This is a genomic window from uncultured Clostridium sp., from assembly GCF_934754925.1.
GTDB lineage: Bacteria > Bacillota > Clostridia > Clostridiales > Clostridiaceae > Clostridium.
This window is the reverse complement of record NZ_CAKVJA010000019.1, coordinates 29764-47081: the sequence shown is the minus strand read 5'-3', so window position 1 is coordinate 47081 and position 17318 is coordinate 29764. Positions and strand designations below refer to the sequence as shown.

Here is a 17318-nt window from a genome sequence, read left to right as displayed (position 1 = left end):
GGCTTTCTTCTCATTCTCATAACTTTTGTTCACTCCAAATCATTTCTTTAAGTTTATAGATTAATTATACTGATTATTTCTTTTATTTCAACTCTCTATAGAGCTTTCTATTAACTTTAAGTCTTATAATAATAAATCCACAATATACAATCTCTACTTCAAAAGATAGTATATTGTGGATAATATAAAGGATTATTAGTTATTATTAACAATTATATTTTTCAACTAAAGCCTTAAATTCACTTTCATTGTTCTTTATATAATCAATAAAGTTTTTATTAGCAGAATTTAACTTATTAGCTAATTCACAAATAAACATTGGAATATCTTTTCTAGCAATATCCCCATAGCACTTTCCTAATCTAGCCTCGCCCTCTACAAAGCTTCCATCAACATGAATTTCATAAGCTTCTTCTATAACATCATTAATTCTCTTTTTCTTTCCTGTAAATCCTATTTCAGCTATTTCATGTACACCACAAGAGTTACCACAGCCTGAGAAATATAATCTAGGTAATAAATCAATATTTGAAACATTTTCTTTAACATAATTTAATGTTTCTCTTAAAGCTTCTTGGCTTTCACATATACCTATTTGACATGTTGGAACCCCTATACATGCTACACTATAATCAAATGAAGTTGTTCCGCCCATTGCTTTTGTAACTTCTAATAACTCTTCTGCTTCTTTTCCATTTAAGTTTCTAAAGTATACACCTTCTGTCATTGATAATCTAATTTCAGGATCATCAAATTTTTCTAATGTTGATATAATAACTTTTAAATCACTTAGCTTCATTTGGCCACCTACTGGATGTACATAAACACTATATAATCCTAGTTGCTTTTGTGCTACTAATCTTGAATTAATTATATTTGTTTCTATACCAGCTTTAGTATACTTTTTAGGCTCAACTGACAATTTATAATTTTCTTCATTTTTAACTATTTCAACATATTTTTTATATTCATTTATAAAACCTTCTTCACCTAATTTATCAACCATATATCTTACACGAGCCTTAGCTTTATTTTCATAATTTCCTTCTGCCTTAAATAGTCTAACCATAGCTTCAACATAGTTTAATACTTCGCTAGCCTCTATAAGTTCTGGATATATTAATGCAAGCTTAGGATTTCTTCCTAATCCTCCACCAATATATACTTTAAAGTATTCTTTACCATCTTTATTTACTGCTAAGAACCCTAAATCTTGAACTGTACAATGTGCTGTATCACTTGAAGCATTAGAGAAAGATACCTTTAATTTTCTTGGCAATTTGTACGTAGTTATTCTCTCCATAAAATACTCACCAGTAGCTAATGCATATGGTGTTGGATCAAATGCTTCTTCTTTATCAACACCTGATAATGGTGATAAAGCAACATTTCTTGGGAAATTACCACCTGCTCCTCTTGTATATATATCCTTATCTAAAGCTTCTTTCATTAAATCACATACTTCATCTATTGATAGGCCATGATATTGAATTGCTTGACGAGTAGTAAAATGTAATCCTTCTAATTTATATTTTTCTGCCCAACTATATATCATCTTTAGTTGTGACATAGTTATTATACCTGAAGGTATTCTAAGTCTTAACATGAATTCTTTTCCTCCACGATGAGCATAAGACCCCATACCACCTGATGCATGTTTAAAATCCATAACAGACATTTCTCCATTTATAAATTTATGTCCAACTTTTCTAAACTCTTCAATTTCCGGTAAAAGTATTTCCTTTAAACTTTCCATATTATCACCTCATATTATTGCTACTCTTTTTAATATTCCTACTTATCATGACAAATATTCCTCCCTCTATTATATCTACAATCCACTAGCTTTTCTATTATTTAACTATTTAAATATCTAATTATAACCATTAACATTTTAAATGTTTACTAATTTTAAAATTTTATATCAATTGATTTTTTCTATTTTTTTCTATAAAATAAACATAAATATACATATTTATGAGGAGTGATTAATATGGTCGAAGTAAAAAATAAGCCACCTTTAGATTCAGAAACATCTGTTAAAGAAACATTAAAATCTTTATCAAGAAAAAATAAAATTCAATTTATATATGATTATTACAAATTTCCCATAATTGCTGGAATACTTTCTATCATAATTATAAGCTATATATCCTATTCAATTGCTACAAAACAAAATACCTATTGCAACATAACATATTACGGTTCTAACATTAATACAGATAATTTTAATAAACTTAAAGATATATTAAATAAAAGCATTTTATCTAATAATAAAAAATATGCTATATTTACAAACTCCCTTTTAGTTGATTCTAATTCAAACTATGGTGATGATCCAACAACAACACAAGCATTTGCTGTTAAATTGGCCGCTAATGAAATCGATATCTTGTTGGTTGAAAAAAATAATTTTGAATACTTTGCTGCTAATAATATGCTATTAGATTTAACCTTATTAGATGGGTTTTATGACTTAAATATATCTGAAGATTCTTTAATAACATCAACTGATCAATCAGGAAACAATAATTTATATGGAATTAAAGTGGACAATCTTAATCTATTAAAAGATTGTGGTTTTAATAATGAAAATACATTTTTATGTATAGCAATTAGTTCAAATAGACATGAACAAATAATTAACGTATTAAATGAACTTATTAAATAAAAAAGATGTTGCAATTGCAACATCTTTTTTTATTTCTTATTAAATAAGTCCTTCAAGCCTTTTTTATGTGTAACTTCTCCATCAACGTTCTCTCCACACGCTTCCATAAAGGCTTCTAAAGCTTCTTTTTGTTTAGAAGTTAAATTTTTAGGAGTATCAACTATTACTTTTACGTATTGATCTCCTCTAGCACTTGAGTGAACTTTAGGTACACCCTTGCCCTTTAATCTAAACATAGTCCCTGATTGAGTTCCTGCTGGAATAGTATACTTAACATCTCCATCTACAGTAGGAACTGTTATCTCAACACCTAAAGCAGCTCTACCCATTGATATATGAGTTTCTATATAAATATCGTTTCCTCTTCTATCAAATTGTTTAGACTTAGCTACATTTATTCTAATATATAAATCACCTGGAGGTCCATCATTAGAACCATGCTCTCCTTGTCCTCTAAGTGGCATTACATTACCTGTGTCAACACCAGCAGGTACATTTACTTTAATCTTTCTAGTCTTTCTCACTTTTCCTTTACCACTACAGCTTGAACATGGAGTTTCAACTATTGTTCCTTTTCCTCCACATCTATCACAAGTAGAAGTACTTACAAAACTTCCAAGAGGTGTTTGTCTTTGAACTCTAACTTGCCCACTTCCATTACATGTTGGACATGTTTTTGGTGAAGTTCCTGGTTCAGCACCTGTTCCTCTACACTTCTCACAATTTTCATGTCTGTTTATAGTTATTTCTTTTTCTACGCCAAATACAGCCTCTTCAAAAGTTAAATTTAAAGTATATTCTATATCTGCGCCTTTTACAGGGCCATTTCTTCTTCTTGAAGAACCACCACCGCCTCCAAAAAAGCTTTCAAATATATCACCAAAACCACCCATATCTGAGAAGTCAAAGCCACCAAATCCACCTGCTCCAAATCCACTTCCATCAAAGTCAGCAGTACCAAATTGATCATATCTAGCTTTCTTCTCTGGGTCAGAAAGTACTTGATATGCCTCATTTATATCTTTAAATTTTTCTTCTGCTTCCTTATTACCTTGATTTTTATCAGGATGGTATTTAATAGCTAGCTTTCTAAAGGCTCTTTTTATTTCATCATCACTTGCACCTTTCTCAAGTCCAAGAACAGCATAATAGTCTTTATTTGCCATCTATATACTCACCACCTATTTATATTTAACTTAGTCTATATTAACACTTACAAAAATATTCGTAAATACCTAAACTTTTAAAAAGGGAAGACGACTTTTGTCTCCCCTATTTATATTATAATATTATTTATCTTCTTTTACTTCAAAATCAGCATCTACTACATTATCATCATGAGCTGGTCCTTGATTAGCATTTCCACCCATATTGTTTGGATCAAATCCTGCACCTTGAGCTCCTGCTGCACCTTGAGCATCAGCATACATCTTTGAAGATATAGCATAGAATTCTTGTGTTAATTCTTCTGTAGCCTTCTTAATAGCTTCTAAATCTTCTCCGTCTTTAACAGCTTTTAAAGCATCTAATTTAGCAGTTATCTTAGCTTTATCATCAGCAGAAATCTTATCACCAAGCTCTTCTAATTGCTTCTCAGTTTGGTAAGTTAATTGATCTGCATTATTCTTAGTTTCTATTGATTCTTTTCTCTTCTTATCTTCTTCAGCAAATCTTTCAGCTTCTTTTACAGCTCTATCTACTTCTTCATCACTTAAGTTAGTTGAAGCAGTAATTGTAATATTTGCTTCTTTACCAGTTCCTTTATCCATAGCAGATACCTTAACAATACCATTAGCATCTATATCAAATGTAACTTCGATTTGTGGAATTCCTCTTGGAGCTGGAGCAATACCTGATAGAGTAAATCTACCTAAAGTCTTGTTATCAGCAGCCATTTGTCTTTCACCTTGTACTACATGTATTTCAACTGATGTTTGACCATCTGCTGCAGTTGAGAATACTTGGCTCTTCTTAGCTGGTATAGTTGTATTTCTTTCGATTAATGGAGTAGCAACTCCTCCTAAAGTTTCAATTCCTAATGTTAATGGTGTAACGTCTAGTAATAATACGTCCTTAACTTCTCCAGTTAAAACACCTGCTTGAATTGCAGCACCCATAGCTACGCATTCATCTGGATTAACTCCCTTTGAAGGTTCTTTTCCTGTAAAGTTCTTAACAGCTTCTTGAACTGCTGGAATTCTTGTTGATCCACCAACTAATATAACCTTATCGATTTGGCTAATTGAAAGTCCTGCATCAGATAATGCTTTCTTCATTGGCTCAATTGATCTTTGTACTAAATCATGAGTTAATTCATTAAATTTTGCTCTAGTTAAGTTCATATCAATGTGCTTTGGACCAGTTGCATCAGCTGTGATGAATGGTAAATTGATGTTAGTTTGCATAGATGAAGATAATTCAATCTTAGCTTTTTCAGCAGCTTCTTTTAATCTTTGAACTGCACTCTTATCATTTCTTAAATCAATTCCATATTGAGACTTAAAATCGTCTGCTATATAATCAATAATCTTTTGGTCAAAGTCATCTCCACCTAAGTGAGTATCTCCGTTTGTTGATAATACTTCAAATACTCCATCACCTAATTCAAGGATAGATACGTCGAATGTACCTCCACCTAAGTCATAAACAAATATTTTTTCGCTGTGATCAGTCTTATCTAATCCATAAGCTAATGAAGCAGCTGTTGGTTCGTTTATTATTCTTAATACTTCTAATCCAGCTATTCTACCAGCATCTTTTGTTGCTTGTCTTTCAGCATCATTAAAGTAAGCTGGAACTGTGATAACAGCTTGAGTTACAGGTTCACCTAAGTAAGCTTCTGCATCAGCTTTAATCTTTTGAAGAATCATTGCTGATATTTCTTGTGGTGAATAAGTTTTATCATCTATCTTAGTCTTATGATCTGTTCCCATTTCTCTTTTTATTGAAATTATAGTGTGTTCTGGGTTTGTAATTGCTTGTCTTTTAGCTATTTGACCCACTAATCTTTCTCCATTAGCTTGGAATGAAACTACTGATGGTGTAGTTCTTGCACCTTCTGAGTTAGTGATAACTACTGGTTCTCCACCTTCCATAACAGCTACACATGAATTTGTTGTACCTAAATCAATACCTATAATTTTTCCCATAATTTTTTCCTCCTCGAAATTAAATATCTATTTAAATATTTTCCTTTTTTACTATTTTGCTACTGTAACCATTGAATATCTGATTACCTTTTCGCCCTTTTTATATCCTTTTTGATATACTTGAGCAACATCATTGCTATTTAAATTTTCATCTTCAACAACAGATATTGCTTGATGTAAATTTGGATCAAAGCCATTAGTTGTATCAATTTCTTCAACACCTAATTTTTGTAAAGAGTTTAAGAATCCTTTTATTGTCATCTCAACACCCTTCTTAAGATCTTCTACATTTCCATCTACAGCTAAAGCTCTTTCTAAGTTATCTGCTACAGGAAGTACTTCTTTTAATACATCAGTACATGCCTCTGTATAAATACCTTCTTTTTCTTTTGCTGTTCTTTTTCTATAATTATCATACTCAGCAGTTAATCTAACTAGTCTATCTTTCAAAGCATCTAATTCATTAGAAAGTTTTTTATTTTCATCTTTTAACTTTCTTATCGTTGATAAATCATCAGTTTCAATATAATCTTCCATTATTTCTTCTACTTCTTCATTTCCTGTAGTCTCTGTATTATCTTCTACTGTGTTAGTTTCTTCTACTGTTTCTTTTACTATTTCTTCATCTTTTAGCTCTTTATTTTCTTCCATCTTTACACCTCATCTCTCTTTATTCAATACTCTTGGTCCTTAAGACTTTTATTTAATTCTTTCATAACCTGTGCCATTATAGAGACAACTTTTGAATAATTAATTCTTTGTGGACCAATAAGTCCAATACTTCCAATAGGTCTTCCTCCTAAAGAATACTCTGCAGTTATTACTGAACAATCCTTAGCTTCCGGAATGTAATTTTCATCACCAATTTTAATTGATATATCACCACTATTTTCAAGTAGTTCTATTACACAATCTTTGTTACTTATTAATTGAAGTACCTCTTTAGCTTTTTCAATATCATTGTATTCAGGATAATTGAAAAGATTGGTTGTACCCTCAACAACAAACTCTGATTTTGAACTATTATTTAAACTTTCATATAAAGCTGGAAGCATTGCATTAAATAAATCATCAAACCCAACCAAGTCATTTTTAAGCTCATTAATAACTTCTAAATTAATAGCTTCAATTGTTAAATTTTTAAGTTTAGAATTTAATACCTCATTAATTCTAATAAGTTCTTCATTACTTGGTACAGCATTAACCTTAATTCTATGGTTTTTTATAACACCACTATCTGTGACTATTACAGAAATTAAATTTGATTCATCTATTTTTATTAATTGTAGTGATCTTATATAACTTCTCTTCATAGAAGGTGTTTGAACTATACAAGTTAAATTTGTTAATTCAGATAATAAAACACAAGCTTCCTTTAAGATAGTATCAACTTCATGCATAGCAGAATTAATTAAATATTCCTTAATTCTTAGTTCCTCACCCTTACTTAGCTTTGGTGTTTCCATTAACTTATCAACATATAATCTGTATCCCTTACTAGATGGGACTCTACCTGCTGATGTATGAGGCTGTTCTAAATACCCCATCTCCTCTAAATCTGCCATTTCATTTCTTATAGTTGCAGATCCTACACCTAAATCATACTTCTTAGCTATTGTTCGTGAACCAACAGGCTCCCCTGTTACTATATAGTCATTAATAATGGCTTGAAGTATTTTTATTTTTCTTTCATCAATAGCCACTTTATCACCCCTATTGTTAGCACTCATTAATGTTGAGTGCTAATGACTACATTATCAATATATTCTTATTTGGTTTTTTTGTCAATTTCATATTTCTTTAAATTTTCAACTATTTTTTTATATAATTTAATTTTTTCACTATTATCTCTTTCCATCTTTAAATTTCTCCTTCTTCCTTAACTTTTCATTTTTATAATTTATCTAATATAAAATCTGACATTACACTATTAGATAATTCCATTCCTTTAGCAGTTAAAAACATTTTATTCTCCTCAACAACAAGCAATCCATCCTTTATATTCTTCTCAATGACTTTGTTATATATACTATATATATCTACACCAAATCTTCTCTTAAACTTTAATAAACTTATTCCAGAAACCATTCTCAACCCCATAAATATAAATTCCTCCATTTCATCTTCAATAGAGTTCTTATATTTTTCAGCTATTACACTTTCATTATTATTTATTTTTTTTATATAGTCATTTATACTAGTTATATTTACAATTCTATATCCGTTAATATAAGAACTACTTGAACTACCAACTCCAATATATTCATCTAAAGACCAATATACCTTATTATGTTCACATTCCTTCCCTTCTAAAGCAAAATTAGATATCTCATATTGATGGTAACCATTAAAATTTAATATTTCTTTGGTTAACTTATCCATTATTCTTTCCTCTTCTTCATTTGGAAGCTTAAGTTTATCCTTTTCATACAAACTATAAAAAGCAGTTCCTTCTTCAATTATTAGACTATATGCTGAAATATGTTCCGGTTTTAAATCACATATTTTTTCTAATGTATTTTTCCAGTTTTCTATGCTCAAATTAGGAAGACCATACATTAAATCTATATTTATATTATTAAATCCTATTTTTCTTGCTAAATGATAATTATCTAAAAACTCTTCAAAAGTATGTATACGACCTATTTTTTTTAATAATTCATCATCACAGGATTGCAACCCAAAACTTATTCTATTTACACCATAATTCTTCATTATTTTCAATTTTTCTTCATTTATTGTTCCTGGATTACATTCTATAGAATACTCTAGATTCTCTGATAAATTTAATTTAGAAACTGTAATAAGAAGTTTTTTTAGCTCCCTTTCTTCAAGATACGAAGGTGTTCCACCTCCAATAAATATAGTTTTTATTAAATAATTAGAACATTTCTCTTCTATTTCTTTGACTAAAGCTTCAATGTACTCTTCTCTAAATCTTTCTTTTCCTGCGAAAGTTGGAAAATCACAATAAAAACATCTTTGCTTGCAGAATGGTATATGTATGTATAAACTAATTTCCTTCATTATTTCTCCTCCAAATCTATTAACTCATAACTGAAAAAAGACATTGCAAAAGCAATGTCTTTTTATTAATCTACCTTAAGAACAGCCATGAATGCTTCTTGTGGCACTTCTACAGATCCCACTTGTCTCATTCTCTTCTTACCTTCTTTTTGCTTTTCAAGAAGTTTCTTCTTTCTTGAAATATCTCCACCATAACACTTAGCAAGTACGTCTTTTCTCATAGCTTTAACTGTTTCTCTAGCTATAACCTTAGATCCTACTGCCGCTTGAATTGGAACTTCAAACATTTGTCTTGGAATAATCTCTTTAAGCTTTTCAGCAATTCCTCTTCCTTTATGATAAGCTCTTTCTTTAGGAACTATCATTGATAAAGCATCAACTACATCTCCATTTAATAATATATCAAGCTTAACAAGTTCAGTCTTCGTATATCCTTTAAATTCATAATCAAAAGATGCATATCCTCTTGTTCTTGATTTTAAAGTATCAAAGAAGTCATATACAATTTCATTTAATGGCATATCATAATTAATACAAACTCTTGTAGTTTCTAGATATTCCATATCTATGAATGTTCCCCTTCTTTCTTGACATAAGTCCATTATAGCTCCAACATAGTCTGTTGGCGAAATAATAGAAGCTTTAACAATTGGCTCTTCCATATAGTCTATTTCAGTTGCTTCTGGTAAGTTTGTCGGATTTGTTAAATCTAAAACTTCTCCATTAGTTTTTGTTACTTTATATACAACGGAAGGAGCTGTCGTTATAATATCTAAATTAAATTCTCTTTCAATTCTTTCTTGAATTATTTCCATGTGAAGTAATCCTAAGAATCCACATCTAAAACCAAATCCTAATGCTATAGATGTTTCTGGTTCAAAATCTAAAGCTGCATCATTTATTTGTAATTTTTCTAATGCTTCTTTTAATTCATCATATTTAGCTCCATCAACTGGATAAATACCTGAATAAACCATTGGAACTGCTTTTTTATATCCTGGAAGTGCCTCTGCTGTTGGTCTATCTGCCTCTGTTATAGTATCACCAACTCTAGCATCAGCAACATTTTTTATAGATGCAGTTATATATCCAACATCACCAGCTCTTAATTCACTTATTGGCATTAATTTTGGTGTGAAAACTCCAACTTCCGTTACATCATACACCTTATTCGTTGCCATAAGTTTAATTTTAGTTCCAGGCTTAACTACACCATCTTTAATTCTTACATAACAAACAACACCTTTATAACTATCATAGTAAGAATCGAATATTAAAGCTTTTAATGGAGCTTCTTCATCTCCATTTGGAGCTGGTACTTTTTCAACTATTGTTTCTAACACTTGCTCAACGTTTAACCCAGTCTTTGCTGATATCATAGGTGCATCTTCAGCCTCTATTCCTATAACATCTTCGATTTCTTGTTTTACTTCATCTGGTCTTGCAGAAGGTAAATCTACTTTATTTATTACTGGAGCAATTTCTAAATCGTTATCTAAAGCTAAATAACAATTTGCTAAAGTTTGTGCTTGAATACCTTGTGTAGCATCAACTACTAATACTGCGCCCTCACAAGCTGCTAAACTTCTTGACACTTCATATGTAAAGTCTACGTGTCCTGGTGTATCAATTAAGTTTAATATGTATTCTTCTCCATCTTGACGTCTATATATTAATCTAGCCGCCTGAGACTTAATTGTTATACCCCTTTCTTTTTCGATCTCCATATTATCAAGAACTTGCTCTTCCATTTCTCTTTGTGTAAGAGTCCCTGTAATTTCTAATAATCTATCCGCTAGGGTTGACTTACCGTGGTCTATATGTGCTACGATTGAAAAGTTTCTAATCTTTGATTGTCTATTACTTTGCATATATCTTAACTGCTATTTCATTAAGCAGCTTCTTCACCCCCATATTGTTAAATCAAGCTAAATTATAACATAGAGTATAGAGTAAGTGTCAAGGATATTAACATGGAAATCAAATTAAGATTGCTAGCAATTTATTAATTATTAAGATTTTCTATAAAATCATCTATACTTTTATCAAACTCACTCTTGTTATCTTTTACTCCACTATTTTTGCTATTTTTATTATATTCATTATTAGTTTCTGTACTTTTATTTATTTTATCCTTTATATTTATAAAAGCATTTCCTACATATTTTCCAAATTTTTTTATAGTATTCACAAATAAATTATCGCTAGTTAATTTAATTTCCTTATTGTATATCTTTACAGTTGCTAAACCATCATTCTTTTCTCCAACATAAATTTTTACCGTACTATTATCTTTAATAAACTCCTGAAAATCTTCTCCAAATTCCTCACTTACAACCTTAAAATTATCATCAGTATTTCCTAATGGTGATAAAGACTCTGTATTTATTATATTTACCTTTACAAATCCTATAATAATTAAAATTACTGAAAATATAGGTATTAAAAATCTCTTTATTATCTTCACTCTAAGAACTCCTCCTTTACTCACTTTATAACGTATAATAGCAACAAAAAATGAGCTCCTTTGCTATTAGCTATAAGGATGCTCACTTTTTAAACTTTTATTCAATTATTCTTTACCATTTAAATGTTCTGCAATTAACCTAGCTAAATATTTTGCACTTAACTTTGCTTCTTGCGCTGTATTAAGATCTGTTCCAAACTCTGTCAATATACATGCTGGACTTAAACTTTGATTAAAGTTGTTTGATCCACGATTGTATTCATAAAGACCAACTCCATTATTTCCATCTGCAAGAAGTCCTGGGAAAAGCTCTTCTGAAGTAGAAATCATGTCACTTACTGCCTCCATCATTTCTGTATAATATGGTGAAGCCTTTGAAGTAACAAACATAATTCTTGCTAAACTTTGCCCATTAATTTCTGCCGTAGTTCTATCCTTACTAGGACCACTATTTCTATGCAAATCTATTACTAATTTTAAATTAGGAAATTGATTTAAATAACTTTGTACTGTAGGTCCTGATCTATAATATGATTGATCATAAGGGCTCGTATCATGAATGGTTTTATCATGAACTACCGATATTCCATACCCCTCTTCTAACTCTTGTGCTAATACATCTCCTACACCAACCACACTAAAATCCTCTTGTTCTGTATCTGAACCTGCTTCTGCATACCCTTCATGAGTATGTGTATGATAAATTAATATTTCTACATTTGAAGCATCTAAAGTTTTTTTAAGTGAAGGATTATAAGCAGCACTAGTCTTATTAAGCTCTGCTAACTCTTCTTCTGTAACTCTAGCAATACTTTCTTCTTTGACAACATAAGGCTCAAATAAACTAAAAGCTGATTTAGAGCCATTATCTAAACTACCACTACTATCCTTATTTATATTACTAAAAAAGGATACTTCATTACTTACTATTCCATAAGTAGTTATCTTATTTAATCCTAAAGCTTCAATAATTACTCTTTTAATAGTAACTTTATTTTCTCTGTATGCTGTACTATCATATATTTGTGTTTCAACTACTGGCATTGAGTAATTAATCAATTGTACATATGCTAAGCCACCACGTTCTCTATAACTATTAAGTACACTTCCAGCTCTTATAAAAAAAATAATCATAAAAGCTAGTAAAACTATATATCCCATGCTAATACCATTTCTTTTTCTCTTAACATTATCACTTCTACTAACCCACTGCATTTTATATACCTCCTCATTCATTATAAATATATGGGAGGTTTTACATAATTATTAATAAATAATTTTAATTCATAAATTTATTTATCTCTTCCATGTTCATATTGGGTTGAACTGCAATATTAATTCCATTAGCTATTATTTTTGATAAGGATTCAATAACTGCATCAACATCCTTTGGAGTAACCATCAAATCTCCAAATGAAGGATTTAATATCTCTCTAATAAGCATATTCTTTTCATTTCTATCTACACTTTTTAGCATATTATAAAAATCCTTTCCTTGTTGTGCCTTACTACATAAATCATCTAATAACAAATCCATAGTATCATTTGCTATAGTTGCAGCATCAACAACAGTTGGTACCCCTACAGCTAATACTTTAACCCCCAAACTTTTTTCATTTATTTGCATTCTATGATTTCCAACTCCAGCTCCTGGTGATATTCCTGTATCTCCAATTTGAATAGTTCTATTTACCCTTTCTAATCTTCTAGATCCTAAAGCATCAACACATATTACTAAATCTGGTTTAATTCTATCAACTAATGACTTTATTACTTCTCCAGTTTCTATACCTGTAATTCCTAAGACTCCTGGTGATATTGCACATACTGGTCTTACAGAATCATCTATTGCATCTGGCATTACTTGTTTTAAGTGCCTTGTTATCATAATTTTTTCTGTTACTTTTGGTCCAAGAGCATCTGGTGTAACATTCCAATTTCCAAGACCCACCACTAACACAAGCTTATCTTCAGAAATATCTACAAGCTTTTTCATAACTCTTCCTACAACTAATGATAATTCATCCATTGATTCGCCATCATAAGGGGTAAATTCTGGAAAATCTATAGTTATATAATGACCTTTTGGTTTGCCAAGTTCTTTTCCTGCTTCATCACTTTCAATAGTTACAGTAGTAATTTTAACCTCGCCTTCCATTTCTTCATCAACTTTAACCCCATCAAGTTCTCTTTTATTTTCCTCTGTATATGCCTGCTTTGCTTCAATTGCAAGGTCTGTTCTAACACTTATCATAATATTCCTCCTAAAATTTATTACTCATCAAATTTATTTTCCCAAATAAGTTTTAATTTCATACTTGAACTTAAAAACTTTAGGTGTTATAATATGATTTGTTGAAAATGAACTCGTACGCAGATTTCCCCAAAAAACTGCAGAGGCCCTATAAAATATCAAGGGGGTGAATTGAATGGCAAATATTAAATCAGCACAAAAAAGAATTAAAGTTACTGAAAAGAAAACTTTACAAAACAAAATGGTTAAATCAGCTTTAAAAACTGCTATAAAGAAGTTTGAAGCTGCTGTAGCTGCTAACAATGCTGAAGAAGCTAAAGCTTTATTCGTTAAAGCTACTAAGTCTTTAGACATGGCTGCTCAAAAAGGTGTAGTTCACCAAAACATGGCTGCTAGAAAGAAATCAAGATTAGCTGCAAAATTAAACGCTATGGCGTAATAAATAAGAAGCCGGTGATTTTTCACCGGCTATTATTTTACATTTTTTAAATTATGAAATATTACTTTTTTAAAATATTTTTATCAAATTAAAATTTATTAAAAATAAATTTATTTAACCATAAATGTTTTAAATAACATAAGTTCCATCTCCAATTGCTTTTCTGAAGCAGAAGACTTTAATTTCAACTCAGTATCTACACAAATTCGAATAAGTTTACTTAATTGTTTTACAGTAAATTTAGATGCTTGATTCATTAATTTTTCACAAACAAATTGAGGCAATCTATACTTACTCATAAAGAAATCAAGTTTTTTCCCTTCTGATAAATACACTTTAATTTCATATAATCTTCTAAAATGATTCCCTATAGAAGATATTATTAGCATATGTTGTTCTGCCTTAAACAACAATTCATCTAATAAGTCTAATGCTTTTTCCACCTTTCTAATAGAAATATATTCTACAAGATCAAATATATCATCCTCACTTTTATTTTGAATCAATTTATCGATATCTTCTTTAGTTATTTCTCTTCCATAAGCATAACAATCTAACTTATCAACTTCTCTTTTTATAATATCAAAATTATTTTGTACCTTATCTGCAAAATATCTTAATTGTATCTTTCCTATAGTTCTACCCTTCTCTTTAAATAAATCATCAACCTTCTTATAATATCTATCCTTCTTTAATTTATCACAATGAACTACTTTAACATACTTATCTAGAGTTGTTAACTTTTTATTTTTCTTAGGAGTATCTCTCTTATCATTAAACAAATAATACATAATAAGAATTGTATAAGATGGTAAATCCTTGATATATTTTAAGATTTCAGTATAAGTTTTAGTTCCTTCTTTATCTGGTTTTTCTTTTAAGAAATTAGCTCTATATACTACTACAACTTTTTTATCTCCAAAAAAAGGTAATGTTTCACAAGCATTTTCTATCTCATCAAATGTGGTTGTTAGTCCATCTAATTTGATAAGATTTAAATCTAAAAAGTCCCTTTCAACAACCTTATTTATTATAGAGTTAACACTTATTTTTATAAGTTCTTCATCTAAGCCACAAAATATATAACCATTTGATATATCATTTTTCTTTATTTCTCCCTCTAGTATATCTATATTAATCAATGTCTACTGCCACTCCTAACTAATTGTTTATTATCTCACCATTAAAAACTACAATTTCTTTTATATCACCTTTTCTGAAATCTATTATATCATATTCGTTATTTAAATTTTCATAATTTACAAATAACAAATATTTATTATTTATTGTCTGTAAAATGTAATTTTCACCATATCTTTTTACCTTGATTTCTTCTCCAATAGTAATTTCATTAAAATCTTCAGATATATTGCTTGCTAAAGAAACTGCCATAAGCTTTTCCTCATCAATTTCATCTTTTGTTTGAATAAGCACTCTATTTCCCTTATAGCTTACTAATAAACCACCATCATTATAATATCTTATCTTAGGAATAGGCGAATATATTAATAAAAATATATAGAAAAATACAACTAAAGGATAATATATAAATTCCTTAAATCCCTTTTTATAAAAATAATATGTTATTAATAAAGATATATAAAAATACGCTAACGTATAATGAAAATATATCAAATCAAATGATATACTGTCTATTTTATACATAATTATATCAATATATTTAACTATATAATGGCATATATACATGATATAATTGAATACAGTTGAAATATCTACTATGAATATTAATATATTTCCTAAAACAACTAGAATATTTATAAAAGGAATTACAATAATATTTCCAACTATAAAATTTAATGATACTTCATTAAAATATAATATTATAATAGGTAATGTTAATATTTGTGCACTTAATGAAATTGCAATAGTATTTCTAATAGAATTCGGTAATTTATATAATTTTTTATTCAAATCTTTATTAAATAATATTATTCCTAAAGTGGCTAAAAATGAAAGTACATATCCAAGATTATAAATATAATAGGGCTTCATTAATAGTAATATTATTCCTGCTAAAGATAATGAAGCTAAGGGGTTATAATTACGTTTAACAATTTTCCCCAAGTTTAATATAACTATCATTATATATGCTCTTACAGCCGGTGCTGATGCCCCTGAAAACAATACATATACTAATGCTAATATCAAACTTAATTTTACGCCTAAGAGCCTACGTAGTACACTATATACTAAAACTAAATGTAAACCTGAAATTGAAATAACATGTGATATTCCTAAATTCTTCATTAACTCCTTATGATCCTCATTTAATTCACCTTTATATCCAAATGATACTGATGTTATTAAAGCAGCTTTTCTTTCTCCTAACTTACTTTCAATACTTTCAAATACATATTTTCTTCTTTTATAAAGCTTATCAATAAAATCAGATTTTAAAACTTTATAATCTTCTATTTTATAATCTCCAATTACTCCATTGCTTATATTCTTATTTTCAGTAAATTTACCTTTAACTAATATTTTATTTCCTACTTCTATATTTTCATTAATATTGGATAAGCTAACTATTCTTCCATTAACTTCTCCTTTCCCATAATAATTTTTAACTTCAGTTATTCTTACCTCTTCAACTTCTTTGGGAGTATAATTATAAAAACATATAGTATTATTTAATGCTGCAACAAAAAATAAAACTAATATGAACATTATATACTTACCTTTAAAATACATTATAAAAATAAAAAAACTGACAACATAAAAACTTGCCAGAATAATATTTTTGCTATATATTTCATAACTGAAATATGATAATATAAACACAATAAATATATATGGTAATGGGTTATTAAAGCCCTTATTATTCATACTATCCACCTTGGCAACACCTCATTAAATAAGCATTACCAAATTTCTAATATATAAATCACAAACATAAAAAAAAGACTTTACTTAGTTAGTAAAGCCTACAATAACTTATTATATTTTATATAATTAATTATAAAAATTTAATAGCTATAGGTAAATATACAAAAAATCCTATAGTGAATATAATATGAAGCTTCCTATAAAGCTTATAATTTTTCTTCATTATCATTCCAGTTATTGCAATAGCTATCATAATAACTGAAAAACCTATATACTTTATAAGTCCTTCTTGTCCAATTCTATTAATTAATTCTCCTATCATTGCTACTACTGAGATAGATCCTAAAATTATATGTGTTTTTAGATACAATTTCCTTTTTACCTTTAATAATTTTAATACATAATAAACTATTAATGATAAACAAAAAAACATAGATGATATTCTTTCCATTATAATTTTCTCC

At 28.9% G+C, this 17318-nt stretch carries 15 protein-coding genes; 2 read left to right on the top strand and 13 right to left on the bottom strand.

The features are described from left to right. Positions 1 to 205: 205 nt before the first annotated feature. The gene (locus tag Q0G30_RS08095) at positions 206 to 1756 is read right to left on the bottom strand and encodes a nitrite/sulfite reductase (RefSeq protein WP_294388744.1); all 1551 of its coding nucleotides are present in this window, start codon (positions 1754 to 1756) and stop codon (positions 206 to 208) included. A gap of 237 nt (positions 1757 to 1993) precedes the next feature. On the opposite strand from Q0G30_RS08095, the gene Q0G30_RS08090 reads away from it, so the two are divergent. Next, positions 1994 to 2671 (top strand): hypothetical protein, encoded by a 678-nt coding sequence (locus Q0G30_RS08090; protein WP_294388742.1) that lies wholly within the window; start codon positions 1994 to 1996, stop codon positions 2669 to 2671. Positions 2672 to 2700: 29 nt separating this feature from the next. Here Q0G30_RS08090 and dnaJ read toward each other — a convergent pair whose 3' ends face one another. From dnaJ to gpr, 9 genes are all read right to left on the bottom strand, one after another. Further along, a complete protein-coding gene (gene dnaJ, locus Q0G30_RS08085; protein WP_294388740.1) occupies positions 2701 to 3837 on the bottom strand; it encodes a molecular chaperone DnaJ in 1137 nt (378 codons plus the stop codon). 123 nt (positions 3838 to 3960) lie between these two features. Then, complete coding sequence (dnaK, locus tag Q0G30_RS08080) at positions 3961 to 5820, bottom strand: molecular chaperone DnaK (RefSeq protein WP_294388738.1); 1860 nt, start codon at positions 5818 to 5820, stop codon at positions 3961 to 3963. Between the two features lie 51 nt (positions 5821 to 5871). Next, a complete protein-coding gene (gene grpE / locus Q0G30_RS08075; protein WP_294388737.1) occupies positions 5872 to 6471 on the bottom strand; it encodes a nucleotide exchange factor GrpE in 600 nt (199 codons plus the stop codon). 23 nt (positions 6472 to 6494) lie between these two features. Next, the gene (hrcA, locus tag Q0G30_RS08070) at positions 6495 to 7523 is read right to left on the bottom strand and encodes a heat-inducible transcriptional repressor HrcA (RefSeq protein ID WP_294388734.1); all 1029 of its coding nucleotides are present in this window, start codon (positions 7521 to 7523) and stop codon (positions 6495 to 6497) included. Between the two features lie 190 nt (positions 7524 to 7713). After that, positions 7714 to 8847 (bottom strand): radical SAM family heme chaperone HemW, encoded by a 1134-nt coding sequence (gene hemW / locus Q0G30_RS08065; protein ID WP_294388730.1) that lies wholly within the window; start codon positions 8845 to 8847, stop codon positions 7714 to 7716. Positions 8848 to 8912: 65 nt separating this feature from the next. Continuing rightward, positions 8913 to 10718: a translation elongation factor 4 gene (lepA, locus tag Q0G30_RS08060; RefSeq protein ID WP_294388724.1), complete on the bottom strand. Its 1806-nt coding sequence runs from the start codon at positions 10716 to 10718 to the stop codon at positions 8913 to 8915. A 134-nt stretch (positions 10719 to 10852) separates the two neighbouring features. After that, positions 10853 to 11314 carry a hypothetical protein gene (locus Q0G30_RS08055; RefSeq protein WP_294388721.1) on the bottom strand — a complete coding sequence of 154 codons (462 nt, stop codon included), beginning with the start codon at positions 11312 to 11314 and terminating at the stop codon, positions 10853 to 10855. 105 nt (positions 11315 to 11419) lie between these two features. Further along, positions 11420 to 12529 carry a stage II sporulation protein P gene (locus Q0G30_RS08050; RefSeq protein WP_294388719.1) on the bottom strand — a complete coding sequence of 370 codons (1110 nt, stop codon included), beginning with the start codon at positions 12527 to 12529 and terminating at the stop codon, positions 11420 to 11422. 64 nt (positions 12530 to 12593) lie between these two features. Then, a complete protein-coding gene (gene gpr / locus Q0G30_RS08045; RefSeq protein ID WP_294388718.1) occupies positions 12594 to 13568 on the bottom strand; it encodes a GPR endopeptidase in 975 nt (324 codons plus the stop codon). Positions 13569 to 13743: 175 nt separating this feature from the next. On the opposite strand from gpr, the gene rpsT reads away from it, so the two are divergent. Then, entirely contained in the window at positions 13744 to 14007 is a 264-nt protein-coding gene (rpsT, locus tag Q0G30_RS08040) for a 30S ribosomal protein S20 (protein ID WP_133014421.1), read from the top strand. A 110-nt stretch (positions 14008 to 14117) separates the two neighbouring features. Here rpsT and holA read toward each other — a convergent pair whose 3' ends face one another. The 3 genes from holA to Q0G30_RS08025 form a co-directional block, all read right to left on the bottom strand. Beyond that, positions 14118 to 15149, bottom strand: coding sequence for a DNA polymerase III subunit delta (holA, locus tag Q0G30_RS08035; protein ID WP_294388716.1), 1032 nt, complete (start codon positions 15147 to 15149; stop codon positions 14118 to 14120). Positions 15150 to 15168: 19 nt separating this feature from the next. Further along, the gene (locus Q0G30_RS08030) at positions 15169 to 16695 is read right to left on the bottom strand and encodes a ComEC/Rec2 family competence protein (RefSeq protein WP_294388714.1); all 1527 of its coding nucleotides are present in this window, start codon (positions 16693 to 16695) and stop codon (positions 15169 to 15171) included. Positions 16696 to 16984: 289 nt separating this feature from the next. Beyond that, on the bottom strand, positions 16985 to 17305 hold the full coding sequence (locus Q0G30_RS08025) for a hypothetical protein (protein ID WP_294388712.1): 321 nt from the start codon (positions 17303 to 17305) through the stop codon (positions 16985 to 16987). Positions 17306 to 17318 lie beyond the last annotated feature (13 nt).